The 14,444-nt window shown below is 60.6% G+C and carries 18 protein-coding genes; 14 read left to right on the top strand and 4 right to left on the bottom strand.

All coding sequences use genetic code 11. The annotated features are described in order from the left end of the window. Window positions 1-97: 97 nt before the first annotated feature. The 14 genes from L8H52_RS21805 to L8H52_RS21740 all read left to right on the top strand — a co-directional run bounded on the left by L8H52_RS21805 (window position 98) and on the right by L8H52_RS21740 (window position 11,410). Window positions 98-628, top strand: a complete 531-nt coding sequence (locus tag L8H52_RS21805; RefSeq protein ID WP_034152602.1) for a response regulator — start codon at window positions 98-100, stop codon at window positions 626-628. An 81-nt stretch (window positions 629-709) separates the two neighbouring features. Then, complete coding sequence (locus L8H52_RS21800) at window positions 710-2,416, top strand: GspE/PulE family protein (RefSeq protein WP_242208684.1); 1,707 nt, start codon at window positions 710-712, stop codon at window positions 2,414-2,416. Then, window positions 2,397-3,200: a hypothetical protein gene (locus L8H52_RS21795; RefSeq protein WP_242208685.1), complete on the top strand. Its 804-nt coding sequence runs from the start codon at window positions 2,397-2,399 to the stop codon at window positions 3,198-3,200. The genes L8H52_RS21800 and L8H52_RS21795 overlap by 20 nt, the downstream gene beginning before the upstream one ends. Before the next feature lies 1 nt (window position 3,201). Next, window positions 3,202-3,747 carry a PilN domain-containing protein gene (locus L8H52_RS21790; RefSeq protein WP_242208686.1) on the top strand — a complete coding sequence of 182 codons (546 nt, stop codon included), beginning with the start codon at window positions 3,202-3,204 and terminating at the stop codon, window positions 3,745-3,747. Beyond that, window positions 3,734-4,282, top strand: coding sequence for a GspMb/PilO family protein (locus L8H52_RS21785; RefSeq protein ID WP_093439253.1), 549 nt, complete (start codon window positions 3,734-3,736; stop codon window positions 4,280-4,282). The genes L8H52_RS21790 and L8H52_RS21785 overlap by 14 nt, the downstream gene beginning before the upstream one ends. Beyond that, window positions 4,282-4,794, top strand: a complete 513-nt coding sequence (locus tag L8H52_RS21780; RefSeq protein ID WP_242208687.1) for a hypothetical protein — start codon at window positions 4,282-4,284, stop codon at window positions 4,792-4,794. Before L8H52_RS21785 ends, L8H52_RS21780 begins: the two co-directional genes overlap by 1 nt. Then, window positions 4,791-6,638 (top strand): secretin N-terminal domain-containing protein, encoded by a 1,848-nt coding sequence (locus L8H52_RS21775; RefSeq protein ID WP_242208688.1) that lies wholly within the window; start codon window positions 4,791-4,793, stop codon window positions 6,636-6,638. Before L8H52_RS21780 ends, L8H52_RS21775 begins: the two co-directional genes overlap by 4 nt. Before the next feature lie 2 nt (window positions 6,639-6,640). Continuing rightward, window positions 6,641-7,114, top strand: coding sequence for a type II secretion system protein (locus tag L8H52_RS21770; protein WP_099758586.1), 474 nt, complete (start codon window positions 6,641-6,643; stop codon window positions 7,112-7,114). Between the two features lie 5 nt (window positions 7,115-7,119). After that, window positions 7,120-7,494, top strand: coding sequence for a type II secretion system protein (locus L8H52_RS21765; RefSeq protein WP_007919395.1), 375 nt, complete (start codon window positions 7,120-7,122; stop codon window positions 7,492-7,494). Further along, entirely contained in the window at window positions 7,469-8,008 is a 540-nt protein-coding gene (locus L8H52_RS21760) for a type II secretion system protein (protein ID WP_242208689.1), read from the top strand. The genes L8H52_RS21765 and L8H52_RS21760 overlap by 26 nt, the downstream gene beginning before the upstream one ends. Next, window positions 8,005-8,397, top strand: a complete 393-nt coding sequence (gene csgE / locus L8H52_RS21755) for a curli production assembly/transport protein CsgE (RefSeq protein ID WP_242208690.1) — start codon at window positions 8,005-8,007, stop codon at window positions 8,395-8,397. The genes L8H52_RS21760 and csgE overlap by 4 nt, the downstream gene beginning before the upstream one ends. After that, window positions 8,394-8,825, top strand: coding sequence for a curli assembly protein CsgF (locus L8H52_RS21750; RefSeq protein ID WP_242208691.1), 432 nt, complete (start codon window positions 8,394-8,396; stop codon window positions 8,823-8,825). The genes csgE and L8H52_RS21750 overlap by 4 nt, the downstream gene beginning before the upstream one ends. A 29-nt stretch (window positions 8,826-8,854) precedes the next feature. Next, the gene (locus tag L8H52_RS21745; protein WP_242208692.1) at window positions 8,855-9,715 is read left to right on the top strand and encodes a CsgG/HfaB family protein; all 861 of its coding nucleotides are present in this window, start codon (window positions 8,855-8,857) and stop codon (window positions 9,713-9,715) included. 1,323 nt (window positions 9,716-11,038) lie between these two features. Next, window positions 11,039-11,410, top strand: a complete 372-nt coding sequence (locus L8H52_RS21740; RefSeq protein WP_038364897.1) for a DUF6124 family protein — start codon at window positions 11,039-11,041, stop codon at window positions 11,408-11,410. A gap of 261 nt (window positions 11,411-11,671) precedes the next feature. Here L8H52_RS21740 and L8H52_RS21735 read toward each other — a convergent pair whose 3' ends face one another. The 4 genes from L8H52_RS21735 to L8H52_RS21720 all read right to left on the bottom strand — a co-directional run bounded on the left by L8H52_RS21735 (window position 11,672) and on the right by L8H52_RS21720 (window position 14,381). Next, entirely contained in the window at window positions 11,672-11,941 is a 270-nt protein-coding gene (locus L8H52_RS21735; protein ID WP_242208693.1) for a type II toxin-antitoxin system RelE/ParE family toxin, read from the bottom strand. After that, complete coding sequence (locus tag L8H52_RS21730) at window positions 11,931-12,137, bottom strand: antitoxin (protein ID WP_083368637.1); 207 nt, start codon at window positions 12,135-12,137, stop codon at window positions 11,931-11,933. The genes L8H52_RS21735 and L8H52_RS21730 overlap by 11 nt, the downstream gene beginning before the upstream one ends. Window positions 12,138-12,437: 300 nt before the next feature. After that, window positions 12,438-13,889: a curlin gene (locus L8H52_RS21725; protein WP_242208694.1), complete on the bottom strand. Its 1,452-nt coding sequence runs from the start codon at window positions 13,887-13,889 to the stop codon at window positions 12,438-12,440. Window positions 13,890-13,916: 27 nt separating this feature from the next. Continuing rightward, a complete protein-coding gene (locus L8H52_RS21720) occupies window positions 13,917-14,381 on the bottom strand; it encodes a curlin (protein ID WP_103305806.1) in 465 nt (154 codons plus the stop codon). Window positions 14,382-14,444 lie beyond the last annotated feature (63 nt).

Below are 14,444 nucleotides of genomic sequence, written 5' to 3'. Positions count from 1 at the left end.
ATTACCGGCACTCAGCCTGGCATGAAGTGTGCGTTACCCCTGGTAAGGCGCACTCTCAGGGCGGGGTCATCGGACCTGCTGTTTCAAGGAGTCGACCTTGGTTAACAAAGTACTGGTTGTCGAAGACGAACAGCTGCTTGCACAGAACCTTCAGGATTATCTGTCGGCGCAGGGGCTGGACGTCGCGATTGCACATGACGGAGCGACGGCTATCGGTTTGGCCGAAACCTTTGCCCCCGACGTGCTGGTGTTCGATTACCGCTTGCCCGATATGGAAGGCTTTGAGGTGCTCGACGCAGTCCGCCAGAACAGGACGTGCCATTTTGTGCTGATAACGGGTCACCCGACCGCTGAAGTCTGTGAGCGGGCGCGGCAACTGGGGGTCAGCCACATCCTGTTCAAACCGTTTCCATTGGCGGAACTGGCGCGGGCGGTCTGCGACCTTCTGGGCATCAAGCGTGAAGCGAAACCCGGTGCGAGCCCTTCCGAGGGTTTTGTCGAACGACGCCAGAGCAGGACCGAGAGCTTCCCGTTGCAGTTGTACGATGGCAGTTGGGTGTTGGCGGATCGGCGACGACAGTTGCACGCCATGGCACCGGACGACGATCAAATGCTCACCGGGGAGTAATGGCGCGAACAGACGTTCCGGCACTTGCCGCCAAGGTTTGCCGCGCCGACAGGGCTCTGAGCCCCGGTTGGAGAGCAAGCCATGGAACGTCTGTCCGTTGTCGTCGAACCACTGCCGGCCGAAAGCGCCCCAGAGCGTTTTTCCAGTGAACAGCTTGCCCAGGCCCGGGCGCGGGCCGCCACCTCCGGCGAACGCGTGCTTGAAGCCCTCGGCGTGTTGTGCGAACTGGCGCCGATGCCGTTCATTCACACCCTCGGCGCCACCCTGCATTACCCGGTGCTCGACACCGACAGCCTGTTTGCCGCGACGCCGGTGTTCGACCGGGTCACCCTCGCACAATGCCTGAAACGTGAATTCATCCTGCTGCGCCACAACGACGAAGTCATCGGTGTATTCGCCGACCCCTTCGACCCGGCGCGGCTGGCCTGGATCGACGATTGCCTGCACGGCGCGCCGCTGTATCTGGTGCACGCCGATGACCTCAAGGCCTATCTGGCCCGCCACGAAGAAAGCTTCCACGCCGTCGAATCGCTCAACGCTCAGGGCGACACTCACCACGAAATCGACACCCTGCAAAGCCTGTCGCTGACCAGCATCAGCGAAGACGCCAGCAGCGTGGTGAAACTGGTCAACTCGACCCTCTACGACGCGCTGAAAATGCACGCCAGCGACATCCATCTCGGCACCACCGGCCACGGTCTGGTGATCAAGTACCGCATCGACGGCGTGCTCAATAACATCAGCAAAGTCCAGGGCAACGAGTTCGCCGAGCAGGTGATCTCGCGGGTCAAGGTCATGGCCGAACTGGACATCGGCGAAAAACGCGTGCCGCAAGACGGTCGTTTCAAGATCGGCATCAGCGGCCGCCAGATCGACTTTCGCGTATCGATCATGCCGAGCATCTTCGGCGAAGACGCCGTGCTGCGGGTGCTCGACAAGCAGGATCTCGCCGACAAGGTCTGCGGCGTGCAATTGCAGGCGCTGGGCTTTGAAGACGAAACCCTGCGCCAGTTGCGCCGCCTCGCCGCCGAACCCTACGGCATGGTGCTGGTCACCGGCCCGACCGGCAGCGGCAAGACCACCACGCTGTACGCGATGATCACCGAGATCAATCACGGCGTGGACAAGATCATCACCATCGAAGACCCGGTCGAATATCAATTGCCGGGCGTCCTGCAAATTCCGGTCAACGAGAAAAAAGGCCTGACCTTCGCCCGTGGCCTGCGCTCGATCCTGCGCCACGACCCGGACAAAATCATGGTCGGTGAGATCCGCGACCCCGACACCGCGCAGATCGCCGTGCAATCGGCGCTCACCGGCCACCTGGTGTTCACCACCATCCACGCCAACAACGTCTTCGACGTGATCGGCCGCTTCACGCAAATGGAAATCGACCCCTACAGCCTGGTTTCGGCGCTCAACGCGATTCTCGCCCAGCGCCTGATCCGCCTGGTGTGCGCCAGTTGCAGCGCGCCGGTCAATCCAAGCGATGAAGAACTGCGCGCCTCGGGTCTCGATCCGCAGAAAGTCGATCACTACCACTTCGTTCACGGCAAAGGCTGCGGCCATTGCCGGGGCAGCGGTTATCGCGGGCGCACGGCGATTGCCGAACTGCTGCACCTCGACGACGAGCTGCGCCAGATGATCGTCGAGCGCCAACCGATCAAACAAATCAAAGCCCTGGCCTGTGCCCGTGGTTTGCGCCTGCTGCGCGAATCGGCGCTGGAGCTGGTGGAACAAGGTCGCACCACGCTGGAGGAGATCAATCGTGTCACATTTATCTCGTGAGCGTTTTGTCGCCGTGCTCGGCGCCAGCGGTGTTGGCCTCGGCCAGCGGCGCGGCAGCGACACCCTGTGGCTGGGCAGCGTCGGTTACATCGACGAAGGCTTCCAGAGCTACGCGGTGGCGCTGGACACCCTCGATCGCCTGCTCGGTGAACACGCCCGTGCCGGTGCCGAATTGAGCGTGGTCATCTCCGGCCATTTCAGCCGCTTCTGCCTGGTGCCATGGAGCGCGCAGATCAGCAGCCCGGAAGAACTGCGCGGCTTCGCCCAACTGTGTTTCGAAGACCTGTTCGGTGCGCCAACCCAGCCGTGGGGTCTGGTGCTGTCCGCCGAGCCGGCCGGTTACGACCGCATCGCCAGCGCCTTGCCGCAAGACCTGCTCGAACGCCTGCGCACGCTGGTAAGCGCTCGCGGCCTGCGCCTGCGCTCGGTGCAGCCGTACCTGATGGCGGCGTTCAACCGCTTCGACAAAAGCCTCGATGCCGGCGACTTCCTCTTTGTCGTCGCCGAGCCGCAGCGCAGCGTGTTGTTGCTGGCGAGGGAAGGGCGCTGGGCTGGCGTGCGTTCGGTCGGCGGCAGCGACAGCGATGCCGCGTTGAATGCGCTGATCGGGCGCGAACGGCAGTTGCAAGCCTCGACCAGCGAACGTGCGTTCAACGTGTATCTGCATGCGCCGGCGCGCCTCGATGCGCATCCGGACGTGGCGGGTGTGCAACTGCGCACCCTTGAAGACGCCTCGATGACCGTGCGTGACGGCTTGTACGTCATGTCCCGGGCGGTGGCCTGACATGCGCGCGCTCAATCTCGACTTCGAGCCACGGCCACGTTCCGGCCCGTTGGGTTGGAGCCTGCTCGGCGGCGGTGTGCTGCTGGCGCTGCTGTGCTTCGGCGTGCAACAGCACCTCGACGCGCACACCGAACAGCAACAAGGTCACCTGCAAACCACGCAGCGTCAGCTCACTGGTGACAGCGGCGCCAAGTCCACCCTGAGCCCGGCAGAAACCCGCGAGCAAGCGGCGAACCTCGCCGAGATGCGCAAGGTCTCGCAGCAACTGCGCCGGCCGTGGGAACGCCTGTTCGCCATGCTCGAAGCGATGCCGCGTGATGACGTCGCGCTGCTCAGCCTGACCCCAGATGCGCGCAAAGGCCAGGTCCGCATCAGCGCCGAAGCACGGGATCTGCAAGCGATGCTCGATTTCCACAAACGTCTGGAAGCCAGCGACGAGCTGTCCGACGTGTCGCTGCTGAGCCACGAAATCGTCGTCAAATCGCCGGAACAACCGGTGCAATTCAACCTGTCGGCGACTTGGGAGATGGGCGATGCGAATCCCTAGACTGATCGTCCACGAATACCTGCAAGGCCTCGGCATTCCGGGCCTCGCCGGGTTGGCGCTGCTGCTGGTCGCCGTGGCTTGGGCACTCGGTGGTTTGCTGCCGGGCTGGCAATCGTTGCAGCACTTGAGCCAGCAGACTCAGGAAGCCAGCGCGTACCTGGCCAAGGTTGAAGACGGCAGCATCGCGCCGCCGGTGGTGCCGCAACGTCAGCTCGACGACTTCCGCAACAAACTGCCGGCGCAGCCGCAAGCCACCGTCGCCATCGACCGCATCTACGCCCTCGCAGCCCAGGAGCACATCACCCTGGCACGCGGCGAATACGCCCTCGGCGTCGACCCGAAAACCCATCTGGCGCGCTATCAGATCCTCCTGCCAGTGCGCGGCAGCTACCCGCAGCTGCGCCGCTTCGTACACGCCTTGCTCGGTCAGTTGCCGGCGGTGGTGGTGGAAGACCTCGAGTTGCAACGCAAGAAGATTGGCGACACCGACCTCAATGGCCGGATCCGTATGACCCTTTACCTGTCGAGGTCGTGATGAATACCAAGCGCGTGACAGGGTGGGTAGCGTTCTTCGCTGTGGCGGCGGCGCTGGCGTGGTTGCCGGAATATTTCTCGCCGAGTGAAGACGCCGATTCCAGCGAAGTAGCGGTCGCCACGCCGGGGAAAACCCGGGGCGCGCTGCCGGCCAGCACCGCCAAGGCCAAGGAGGCACCGATCAAGGACCTGAGCCCGGCCGGCGACCTGTTCGCGGCGAAATCCTGGAAAGCCGCGCCGACCCTGGCCACGGTCACCGAGCAAGCGATCAACCCGGCCACAGTGGTGCAAGCCCCGAGCCTGCCACCGGTGCCGTTTCAGTTCGTCGGCAGGCTGCATGACCGCAGCGACCTGCAAGTGTTTTTGCAGAACGGCGAAAAGATCTACGTCGTGCGCAACGGGGATGTGATCGACGACACCTGGAAGATCACCGGCATTTCCGATGTGGAATTGAGCCTGGTTTACCTGCCTTTGCATTTGTCGCAGACCTTGTCTGTGGGGAGTACGCAATGAACCGTTCCCGTTTGCTGATGAGCCTCGGCCTGTGTGCCGGGCTGGCCGCGTGCAGCTCTGCGCAAGTGGCCAACAAGGAAGCCGCCGACCTGATTGAACAGGGTCAGTACGAGGCGGGACTGGCCCGAATTGAGGAAGGTCTGCGCGAGAACCCGCGCGACACCGAATTGCACCTGCTGCTCAACACCGGTCGGGCCAAGGCGATCACGGCGTTGCTGACCGCCGGCGACACCGACCGCGCGCGCCGCGATTTTACCTCTGCGCGCACCGCCTACATGCGCGTGCTGACCATCGAACCGAACAACCGCCGCGCGCAGGATGCGCTGAAGCAGATGGAATACCTGCGCAGCATGGACGAGAAACTCGAGCTGGCCCGTGGCGACCTGCGTCGCGGCGACATCTACGGTGCGGATCGTCAGGTCAAACAGATCCTCGAACTCGACCCGGCCAACGAAGGTGCGTTGGAGCTGCAAGGCAACATTCGCCTGGTGCAGAGCCGCAACGTGATCGCTTATCCGCAACTGCGCACCAAGCTCGATCGCCCGGTGACCCTGGAATTTCGCGACGCCAACCTCAAGACCATTTTCGAAGTGCTGTCGCAGGTTGCCGGGCTGAACTTCATCTTCGACAAAGACCTGCGCCCGGACATGAAAGCGACAATATTCGTGCGTGACGTGCGCATCGAAGACGCCGTGACCCTGTTGCTGCAACAGAACCAGTTGCACCAGAAAGTGGTGAACGAAAACACCTTGCTGATCTACCCGGATTCGCCGCAGAAAGTGAAGGATTACCAGGAACTGGTGATGCGCACCTTCTACCTGACTAGCATCGACGCCAACACCGCGCTGAACATGGTCAAAACCATGCTCAAGACCCGCGACGTGTTTGTCGACGAACGCCTCAATACCCTGACCATGCGCGACACCGAAGATGCCGTGCGCATGGCCGAGAAACTCCTGCAATCGCAAGACCAGTCCAACCCCGAAGTGGTGCTCGAAGTGGAGGTGATGGAAGTTGCCACCCAGCGCATTCTCGACCTTGGTCTGCAATGGCCAAGCACCTTCGGCGTGGTCAACTCCGATGGTTCGCCAGTCGCCCTGTTGGGCCAGCTCAAGGGCATCAACTCTGACCGGATCTCCATCGGCCCTTCGCCGCAAGCCAAGATCAACGCGCAGGACAACGACATCAACACCCTCGCCAGCCCGGTGATTCGCGTCAGCAACCGCGAGCAGGCGCGTATCCACATCGGTCAGCGTGTGCCGATCATCAGCGCCACCTCGGTGCCATCGACACAGGGGCCGGTGATCACTGAAAGCGTGACCTATCTGGATGTCGGTCTGAAGCTCGAAGTGACGCCCACCGTGCATTTGAACAACGAAGTGGCGATCAAGATCGCGCTGGAAGTGAGTAACGCCACGCCGCTGGAACCGACCCGTCAGGGCACGATCCCGGTGCAGGTCGATACCCGTAACGCGCAAACCTCGCTGCGTCTGCACGATGGCGAAACGCAAATTCTCGCCGGGCTGGTGCGCAACGATCACGGCGCCACCGGCAACAAGATTCCCGGCCTCGGTGACATTCCCGGTTTGGGCCGCTTGTTCGGCAGCAACAAAGACACCATCGGCAAATCCGAACTGGTGCTGTCGATCACCCCACGGATCGTGCGCAACCTGCCGTATCAGAGTCCGTCGGACATGGAGTTCTCCACCGGTACCGAAACCAGCATGCACATCCAGGCCCCGGATCGTTCGCAAAGCTACGTGATGCCGTCGCCTGCCGCGCAGCCGCGTGCCGTCGGTGAATCGGCCGTGGCCACCACCCACGTTACTGTCGAGAAGCCTTGATCATGAACGCCTCCCAACGCGGTTTCACCCTGATCGAAGTCGTGGTGACGCTGGCCCTGATCGGCCTGTTGGCGAGCATGGCCGCGCCACTGACCGAGACCTTGGTGCGGCGTGGCAAGGAGCAGGAATTGCGCAATGCGCTGTACCAGATTCGCGATGGTATCGACGCCTATAAACGCGCGTTCGATGCCGGCTACATCGAGAAGTCGCTGAACAGCAGCGGCTACCCGCCGAACCTGAAAGTGCTGGTCGAAGGCGTGCGCGATGTGCGCAGCGCCAAAGGTGCCAAGTTCTACTTTTTACGCCGCATCCCGCGCGATCCGCTGGTGCCGGCCAAACGTGATGACGAAGGGGGTTGGGGCGTGCGCGCCTACGACAGTTCGGCTCAGAACCCGCGCGATGGCGAGGACGTCTTTGACGTCTACTCCCACGCCCGGGGCAAGGGCCTCAACGGCATCGCCTACCGCGAGTGGTGAACCTCATGCGCCGGGAAAAAGGTTTTACCTTGCTGGAGTTGATGGTGGTGATGGCGATCATCGCCACGCTGATGACCATCGCGTTGCCGCGCTACTTCAACAGCCTCGAAGCGTCGAAGGAAACCACGTTGCGCCAGAGCCTGTCGGCGATGCGCGAGGCGCTGGATCACTTCTACGGTGACACCGGGCGCTACCCGGATTCCATCGAGCAACTGATCGAACAACGTTACCTGCGCAACGCGCCACTCGATCCGATCACCGAACGCAAAGACCAGTGGGTGCTGATCGCGCCACCGGACGGCGTCGCCGGTGGCGTGGCCGATATCAAAAGCGGTGCTACCGGGAGGGCGCGTGATGGCAGCCAGTATTCCGAGTGGTAACCGTGCGCAGCAGGGCGGCTTCACTTACCTGGGCGTGCTGTTCCTGATCGTGGTGATGGGCATGGGCCTGGCCAGTGCCGGCGAGTTGTGGTCGACCGCTTCGCGTCGCGACCGTGAGCGCCAGTTGCTCTGGGTCGGCACCCAGTACGCGCAGGCGCTGCGTAGCTACTACCGCAGTTCGCCGGGGTTGGCGCAGTACCCGAAAGAGTTGGTCGACCTGCTCGACGATCAGCGTTTTCCAGAAGCGAAACATCATTTGCGTCAGCTTTATCCGGACCCGATCGGTCAGGGTGAATGGGCAGTACAACGCGGTTTCGATGGACGCATCACCGGCCTCAACAGCCCGTCGACCGAACTGCCGTTGAAGCAGGCGGACTTCCCGTCGCAGTGGTCGGATTTCGAAGGCATGCAGCGTTATTCGGACTGGCAGTTCGTCGCCGAAAAAGCCTTTCTTGAGGGCACCAATGGTCCGGCCAAAGGGCAATCGGTTCTGCCGCGGGCGTTGCAGCCATGACTCGCCAATGGCTGTGCGTGCTGATCCTCACCGTAGTGGCGTGCTGCGTCCATGCCAGTGAAGAAGACGAAATGATGGGTTTCATCGTCGATGACACGATCTCGCACATCGGCCACGACTTTTACTATTCGTTCAGTGAACGCCTGCGCGACACCAGCCCGATGGATTTCAACCTGGTGGTGCGCGAGCGGCCCGACGCACGCTGGGGCAGCCTGGTGACCGTGGAATATCAGCAACGCCTGGTTTATCGGCGCTTCCTGCCGCCGAACACTGTGGAACTGAAGGACGAGGCCTACGAGGCCGCCGATATGGTTCGACTGGAGGTTGTCCGGCGCAAGCTGGAAGCCATGTTGCAGGACACCACCGACCTTGAGAAGGACGAACTATGAACAGCACAACGTTCTCACGGCGCAGCGGATTGTGGATCTCGGGGTTGTTGATCGGGCTCGCCAGCGCCGCGGCTGTCCAGGCCACTGAACTGGTCTACACGCCGGTCAACCCGTCGTTCGGCGGCAATCCGCTCAACGGCACCTGGTTGCTCAACAACGCCCAGGCGCAAAACGACTACGACGATCCGGACCTGAAGAAGCGCACCACGGTGGCCGGCACTTCGGCGCTGGAGCGCTTCACCAGTCAATTGCAATCGCGGCTGCTGGGGCAACTGCTGGACAACATCTCCACCGGCAACACGGGGAGCCTGTCCACTGACGCTTTTATCGTCAACGTCGTCGACGACTCGGGGGCACTCACCATTGAGGTGACCGACCGAGCGAGCGGTGAAGTTTCGGAAATTCAGGTGAACGGCCTCAACCCATGACGGGCTGACAGTTCCGGGGAGTGATGGACATGAAAAAAATAATTGCGCTAGGGCTGCTGTTGGCAACATTACAAGGCTGCAGTCTGCGTGAGCCGATGTCGGCCGAGCAGGACACCGAAACCCCGACCCTGACTCCAAGGGCCTCGACTTACTACGACTTGCTGAAGATGCCGCGACCCAAGGGGCGGTTGATGGCGGTGGTGTACGGCTTCCGTGACCAGACCGGGCAGTACAAGCCGACCCCGGCGAGTTCGTTTTCCACCAGCGTGACTCAGGGCGCGGCGTCGATGTTGATGGACGCGATGCAGGCCAGTGGCTGGTTTGTCGTGCTGGAGCGGGAAGGGCTGCAGAACCTGTTGACCGAGCGCAAGATTATTCGCGCGTCGCAGAAGAAGCCGAATACGCCGGTGAATATTCAGGGTGAGCTGCCGCCGTTGCAGGCGGCGAACATGATGCTTGAGGGCGGGATCATCGCGTATGACACCAATGTGCGTAGCGGTGGGGAAGGGGCGCGGTATCTGGGGATTGATTTGCAGCGTGAGTATCGGGTGGATCAGGTGACCGTGAACTTGCGTGCGGTGGATGTGCGCAGTGGGCAGGTGTTGGCGAATGTGATGACCAGCAAGACGATTTATTCGGTGGCGCGCAGTGCCGGGATTTTCAAGTTTATCGAGTTCAAGAAGTTGCTTGAGGCTGAGGTTGGGTATACGACGAATGAGCCGGCGCAGCTTTGTGTTCTGTCGGCGATTGAGGCGGCGGTGGGGCATATGGTGGCGCAGGGGATTGAGCGGCATTTGTGGCAGGTGGCGGGAGACGCTTCTACGCCTTCGCAGGATGATGTGTTGAATCGGTATTTGACTCAGAACAAGGTGGATCCGGAGGCGGAGTGAACGTGGCGGCCTTCGGGCCGACCAGGTTCTTGCAGATGTACCCAGTTCCCACTGTGGGAGCGAGCCTGCTCGCGAAGGCTTTTTGTCAGGCGGCGGGGGTCTTTTTGACTGAGTACATATCCGTTTCTGCGGTAACGGCTGCTTAGGGTTCCGCCCTTACGGCGGGTCACTTTTTCCAGACGCCGAAAAAGTAACCAAAAAGGCTTGCTCCTGCGTGCGGCCCGCTCGCTGGGGCTCGGGGTTCCTTCGCTCCGGGATCGATCCGGGCGCAGCGCCTACGGTTTGCTGCGCTGCACCTCCTCTCGCTGTGTTTGGCTGCGCCAAACGGTCGCTACGCTCCCACGCCCGGATCAATCCCTCCACTCAGCCTTCCGACGTCGCCCGTGGATCAAGATCAAAAGCTGCAGCCGAGCTAACGCTCATCCTGTTGAGTGGTGAAGAGCGGGGCGTGGTCGGCTTTGACCGAGTACATATCCATTCCTGCGGTAACGGCCACTTAGGGTTCCGCCCTGACGGCGGGTCACCTTTTCCAAACGCCGAAAAGGTAACCCAAAAGGCTTGCTCCTGCGTGCGGCCCGCTCGCTGGGGCTCGGGGTTCCTTCGCTCCGGGATCGATCCGGGCGCAGCGCCTACGGTTTGCTTCGCTGCACCTCCTCTCGCTGTGTTTGGCTGCGCCAAACGGTCGCTGCGCTCCCACGCCCGGATCAATCCCTTCACTCAGCCTTCCGACGTCGCCCGTGGATCAAGATCAAAAGCTGCAGCCGAGCTAACGCTCATCCTGTTGAGTGGTGAAGGAGCACAGCGTGGTCGGCTTGGGATTTGTGTTGGAACTGCCCCTCACCCCAGCCCTCTCCCCGAGGAGAGGGAGCCGATTTGTGTGCTTTTCAAAACCTGAGTTCAGCTCGGTATTTCACGTCGGCGTACATTTCCCAAACACCACAGTCAGTTCCCTCTCCCTCCGGGAGAGGGCTAGGGTGAGGGGCAGCGATCTGAAGTGTGTTTAAAGAAGTGTCTGAATCGGCGGAACCTTCCCACAAGGTTTTCAGGTTGTCCGTCGGACGTCCGGTCTCTAGCCTGTGTTCGTCGCTGTCAATTCAGCGACCGGGCGTGGAAACCCGAGTAACTACAGAGCGCACAAGCGCCATTCATAACGTATCCTTGCGCACCTCACTGTGTGCACTTTGTTATGGCGGCTGTGCGTGGGAGACCTTGTGTCTGCCGGGTTGCCTCTGTCCCGGGTTTCCAACCTGCGTACAGCTGCCACCTATTCGCTTGGAAACCGAATGGGGGGCCAGCTATAACCGTCATACAGGGTAAATAATCATGAAAAAACCAACACCCAACCCCCCAGAATCAGACACCAACACCACATCCCCCTACGCCTCAGTCGATAGCAAAAAACTCCATGAAGCCGCCGACCGCGCCCTCGATTTCTACCTCAACCCCACCGCCCACATCATGTCCAGCGCCAACGAGCCGGAACCCATGTACCTCGCCAACCCCAGGTACAACACCGAATCCCTGCTCGCCAACGCCAGCGAAACCCTCGGCTCGGCCAGCGAAATGCTGATCAACTTCGCCGCCTCGCTGGAAACTTCACAACGCAAGACTGCTCTGGGCATCGCACAAGTCGTCATGCTGGGCGAACTGGCGGTGAATCAAGCGCTGGATCACGTCGAGTTGAAGGATGGCTAATTCTCCGAAGATCCAAAACGATCAAGAAGTAGAGAAGCGCCGTCTGACCTTTGAAGCGTTGGCCGATGTGGATGCTGGTCGCGTTATTGATGATCAAGCAGTGCAGGACTGGGCTGACTCTTTGAGTTGCTCGGAATTACCATCCAAGAGTTCCCCATAACTGAGGAAGGATGGGAAACAAAAAACGCGACCTCGAAAAGCTCGCGTTTTTTTCGTTAACAAAATAATTACGTTTGATCTGCCGGCATTTTTCGGTCTGCGTTATGGATATTCCTGACGCGCATGCAAAACGCTCAGAATATTTATCCGGCCCACCACTTGATAAATGATCAGATAATTGGGGTTTACGACCATCTCGCGAGTACCGGGCGCTCGACCCACTCGATAGAGGTATGGATGTTGAGCAAGGGCAACCGTAGCGCCTTCGATAGCTTGGGAAAGTCTGTCAGCCGCTACTAAGTTCCTGTCACTGATGTAATCAAGGATTTTCAGGAGTTCAGCCCGAGCTTCGGGCTGCCACTCAACCTGCATCGTATTTTTTACGCTTTGCTTCCATCAGGGCACGCATCTCAGCCATAACCTGATCATTTGGAATGCTCGGTCTTGTATCACTCATCGAAGCCTGCACTTTGGCTATTAACCAACGGTCATAGCTCGCGGCCTGCTCTTCGGGGTCAAGATCTGAAACAACTGGGCACAGTGGGTCGATTAAAGACGGGTCGATCATGGCACCTCCGGGTTTAATGCCTCGAAGTCTATTCGGTAAAGCATTTGCTGTCGTCGCTGGCTGGATAAATAGCACGTTGGTCAAGCTCCATGAGGATCAATTTGTCCCAAAGAATCCTAGACGCCCTGCTTCCGACGGCCAACCGCCAGAAGTGGTAGGAAAACACCACGAATTTGGTAAAAGCTTTCTTTTTTCTGTAGGACTCGGCTGGTCTGGCAAGCCTCGCGTGTGGTTACGTCAGCCCACAAAAAAACCGCGACCCCCCTCACCAGAGAATCGCGGCCCATCAACACCCAACCCCTACTGCTGCAACACCGTCGCCTGGTTAGCCGACCCAAACTGCTGAATATTCGCTGTCTGCGTCACCCCACTCTGATCGACATTGGCAATGTTCCCGGTCCCGCCCTGGGTCACATACGCCACGTTCATCGTATCTGCCTGTTTCACCGTGATCATGTTGTCACTGCCATACAACTGCGCGGTATATGCCTGGTTCCCCGATCCGGACTGATCAAACTCGGCGCTGTTGCCGGTGCCATTCGAAGAACCCTGCACCAGGTTGCCAGTCCCGCGTTGATCGGAGATCAAAATGTTGTCGCTACCATTCTGATCAAAATACAGCTCGTTATACGACTCCGCCTGACTGACCGTGGTCTTGTTGCCCGTCCCGGTCTGTTGCGTGGTCATCACATGGCCGACGCCATCCTGAGTGAAGCTGGCGATGTTGCCATTGCCCGCTTGAGTGACGGTCGCACGCTGGTTGCTGCCGAACTGTCCACCCGATTGCGGGCCTTTCCAGTTGCTGGCGTAGACCTTGTTGTCGTTGCCCACGGAGGTGGCGCTGAGCGTGTGACCGTCGCCGCTCTGGTAGGTGTAGTGGACGTTGCCGTTGCCGACTTGGTACAGCGCCAGCGTCGAGTTGACCGATTCAAACTGGTCGGCGTAGATCGCGTTGGTGTTGCCGACCTGGGTGACCGCGGCGGTGTTGTTTTCGCCGAAGCTTTGGTCGACCACGGTTTCGTTGCTGTCGCCGTATTGGTTGACGGTGGCCTGACTGGCGAGTTGCGAGTCTTGCCAGATTTCGCTGCCGTTGAGGTTGCCGAACTGGTTGATGGTTATGTTGCCGCCGGTGCCGTTGCGCTGGTCGCCGTAGGCGTAGTTGCTTTCGCCGGCCTGGTTGATGCCGATCTGCCCGCCGTTGTGGGTGACCTGTTCGGCGGTGCCGTAGTTGGCGGTGCCGTATTGGGTGATCACCGAACTGTTGCCGCTGCCTTCATAGAGTTGTTCGATGTTGGCTTCGTTGCTGTCGCCGAACTGGAAGGTTTTGCCTTCGCTGCCGTTCTGCGAGTCCTGATAGATGAACGAGAAGTTGCCGGTGCCTTGCTGCTGTTGCAGCGCGCTGTTTGGTGAGCCGAAGCCCAGTGACTGGCTGGCGTGGGCGGTGTTGAAGGCGCCCACTTGTTGCTGGGTGATGGTGGCGTTGTCTTCGTAAAGTTGTTCGGCGTAACCGGCGTTGTAGTCGCCGACCGCGTCCTGGGTGATCACGCTGGTGGCGTGGTCTTGCACGGCGGCGGCGTCGTTGCCCTGGCCCAGTTGGGTCTGGGTGGCGGTGCTGAATGGTGCCTGGGTCTGTTTCACATCCGCAATGTTCGCGGTACCGACCTGGCTTTGGTTGGACAGGCTGTCGTCGGCCATCGCCTGGGCACTGATCATGACCAGGATGGCGGCGGTGAGGGGCGTCAGTTTGAACATGATGAACTCTCCGATGATGTGCAGTGCTTAGCGATATTGCTTGACCGAAACGCTCATGCCGTTGCCCGACTGGGTCACGGCGCTTTGCAGCCCCGTGCCGGCCTGCTCGATGCTGGCGTCGTTGTTGTTGCCGTTTTGCGATATCTGCGCGCGGTTGTGGCTGCCGTTTTGGGTGATGGAAGCGGCGTTGCCGGAACCGTTCTGGTTGATCAGCGCCATCAGGTCGCTGCCCTGTTGCAGGATGTACGCCTCCTGATTGCTGCCCGATTGCACGATCTGCCCGAGCAGCGACTGACCGTTCTGTTGCAGCAGGGCGACGTTGGCCTGGCCGAGCTGGTCGATCAGGGCTTGCTGACCCACGGGTGGGGGCAGTTCGCCGAGATCGCTGCTGGTCGGGGCCAGGTCGTCGTTGTCCATCAGGTCGTCGGCGCGCACACCCGCACTGCTGCACAGCAGAAGCAGGCAAAGCAGGGCGGCGGTCGGCGTGTTCATGGCTCACTTCCTGTCAGGCGTTAACCGGTTTCAATTCAGCCCCAGCCACCCGCGAGTGGCTGG

This window comes from Pseudomonas sp. CROZ-RG-20F-R04-15 (genome assembly GCF_022662375.1).
Classification (GTDB): Bacteria; Pseudomonadota; Gammaproteobacteria; order Pseudomonadales; family Pseudomonadaceae; genus Aquipseudomonas.
This window is presented reverse-complemented; position numbering and strand designations above follow the sequence as displayed.

Excerpts from the sequence above, each read along its gene's own strand:
- L8H52_RS21800 (WP_242208684.1), top strand. The coding sequence starts at position 710 with ATGGAACGTCTGTCCGTTGTCGTCGAACCACTGCCGGCCGAAAGCGCC.
- L8H52_RS21790 (WP_242208686.1), top strand. The coding sequence starts at position 3,202 with ATGCGCGCGCTCAATCTCGACTTCGAGCCACGGCCACGTTCCGGCCCG.
- L8H52_RS21785 (WP_093439253.1), top strand. The coding sequence starts at position 3,734 with ATGCGAATCCCTAGACTGATCGTCCACGAATACCTGCAAGGCCTCGGC.
- L8H52_RS21780 (WP_242208687.1), top strand. The coding sequence starts at position 4,282 with ATGAATACCAAGCGCGTGACAGGGTGGGTAGCGTTCTTCGCTGTGGCG.
- L8H52_RS21775 (WP_242208688.1), top strand. The coding sequence starts at position 4,791 with ATGAACCGTTCCCGTTTGCTGATGAGCCTCGGCCTGTGTGCCGGGCTG.
- L8H52_RS21770 (WP_099758586.1), top strand. The coding sequence starts at position 6,641 with ATGAACGCCTCCCAACGCGGTTTCACCCTGATCGAAGTCGTGGTGACG.
- L8H52_RS21765 (WP_007919395.1), top strand. The coding sequence starts at position 7,120 with ATGCGCCGGGAAAAAGGTTTTACCTTGCTGGAGTTGATGGTGGTGATG.
- L8H52_RS21760 (WP_242208689.1), top strand. The coding sequence starts at position 7,469 with ATGGCAGCCAGTATTCCGAGTGGTAACCGTGCGCAGCAGGGCGGCTTC.
- csgE (WP_242208690.1), top strand. The coding sequence starts at position 8,005 with ATGACTCGCCAATGGCTGTGCGTGCTGATCCTCACCGTAGTGGCGTGC.
- L8H52_RS21750 (WP_242208691.1), top strand. The coding sequence starts at position 8,394 with ATGAACAGCACAACGTTCTCACGGCGCAGCGGATTGTGGATCTCGGGG.
- L8H52_RS21745 (WP_242208692.1), top strand. The coding sequence starts at position 8,855 with ATGAAAAAAATAATTGCGCTAGGGCTGCTGTTGGCAACATTACAAGGC.
- L8H52_RS21740 (WP_038364897.1), top strand. The coding sequence starts at position 11,039 with ATGAAAAAACCAACACCCAACCCCCCAGAATCAGACACCAACACCACA.
- L8H52_RS21735 (WP_242208693.1), bottom strand. The coding sequence starts at position 11,941 with ATGCAGGTTGAGTGGCAGCCCGAAGCTCGGGCTGAACTCCTGAAAATC.
- L8H52_RS21730 (WP_083368637.1), bottom strand. The coding sequence starts at position 12,137 with ATGATCGACCCGTCTTTAATCGACCCACTGTGCCCAGTTGTTTCAGAT.
- L8H52_RS21725 (WP_242208694.1), bottom strand. The coding sequence starts at position 13,889 with ATGTTCAAACTGACGCCCCTCACCGCCGCCATCCTGGTCATGATCAGT.
- L8H52_RS21720 (WP_103305806.1), bottom strand. The coding sequence starts at position 14,381 with ATGAACACGCCGACCGCCGCCCTGCTTTGCCTGCTTCTGCTGTGCAGC.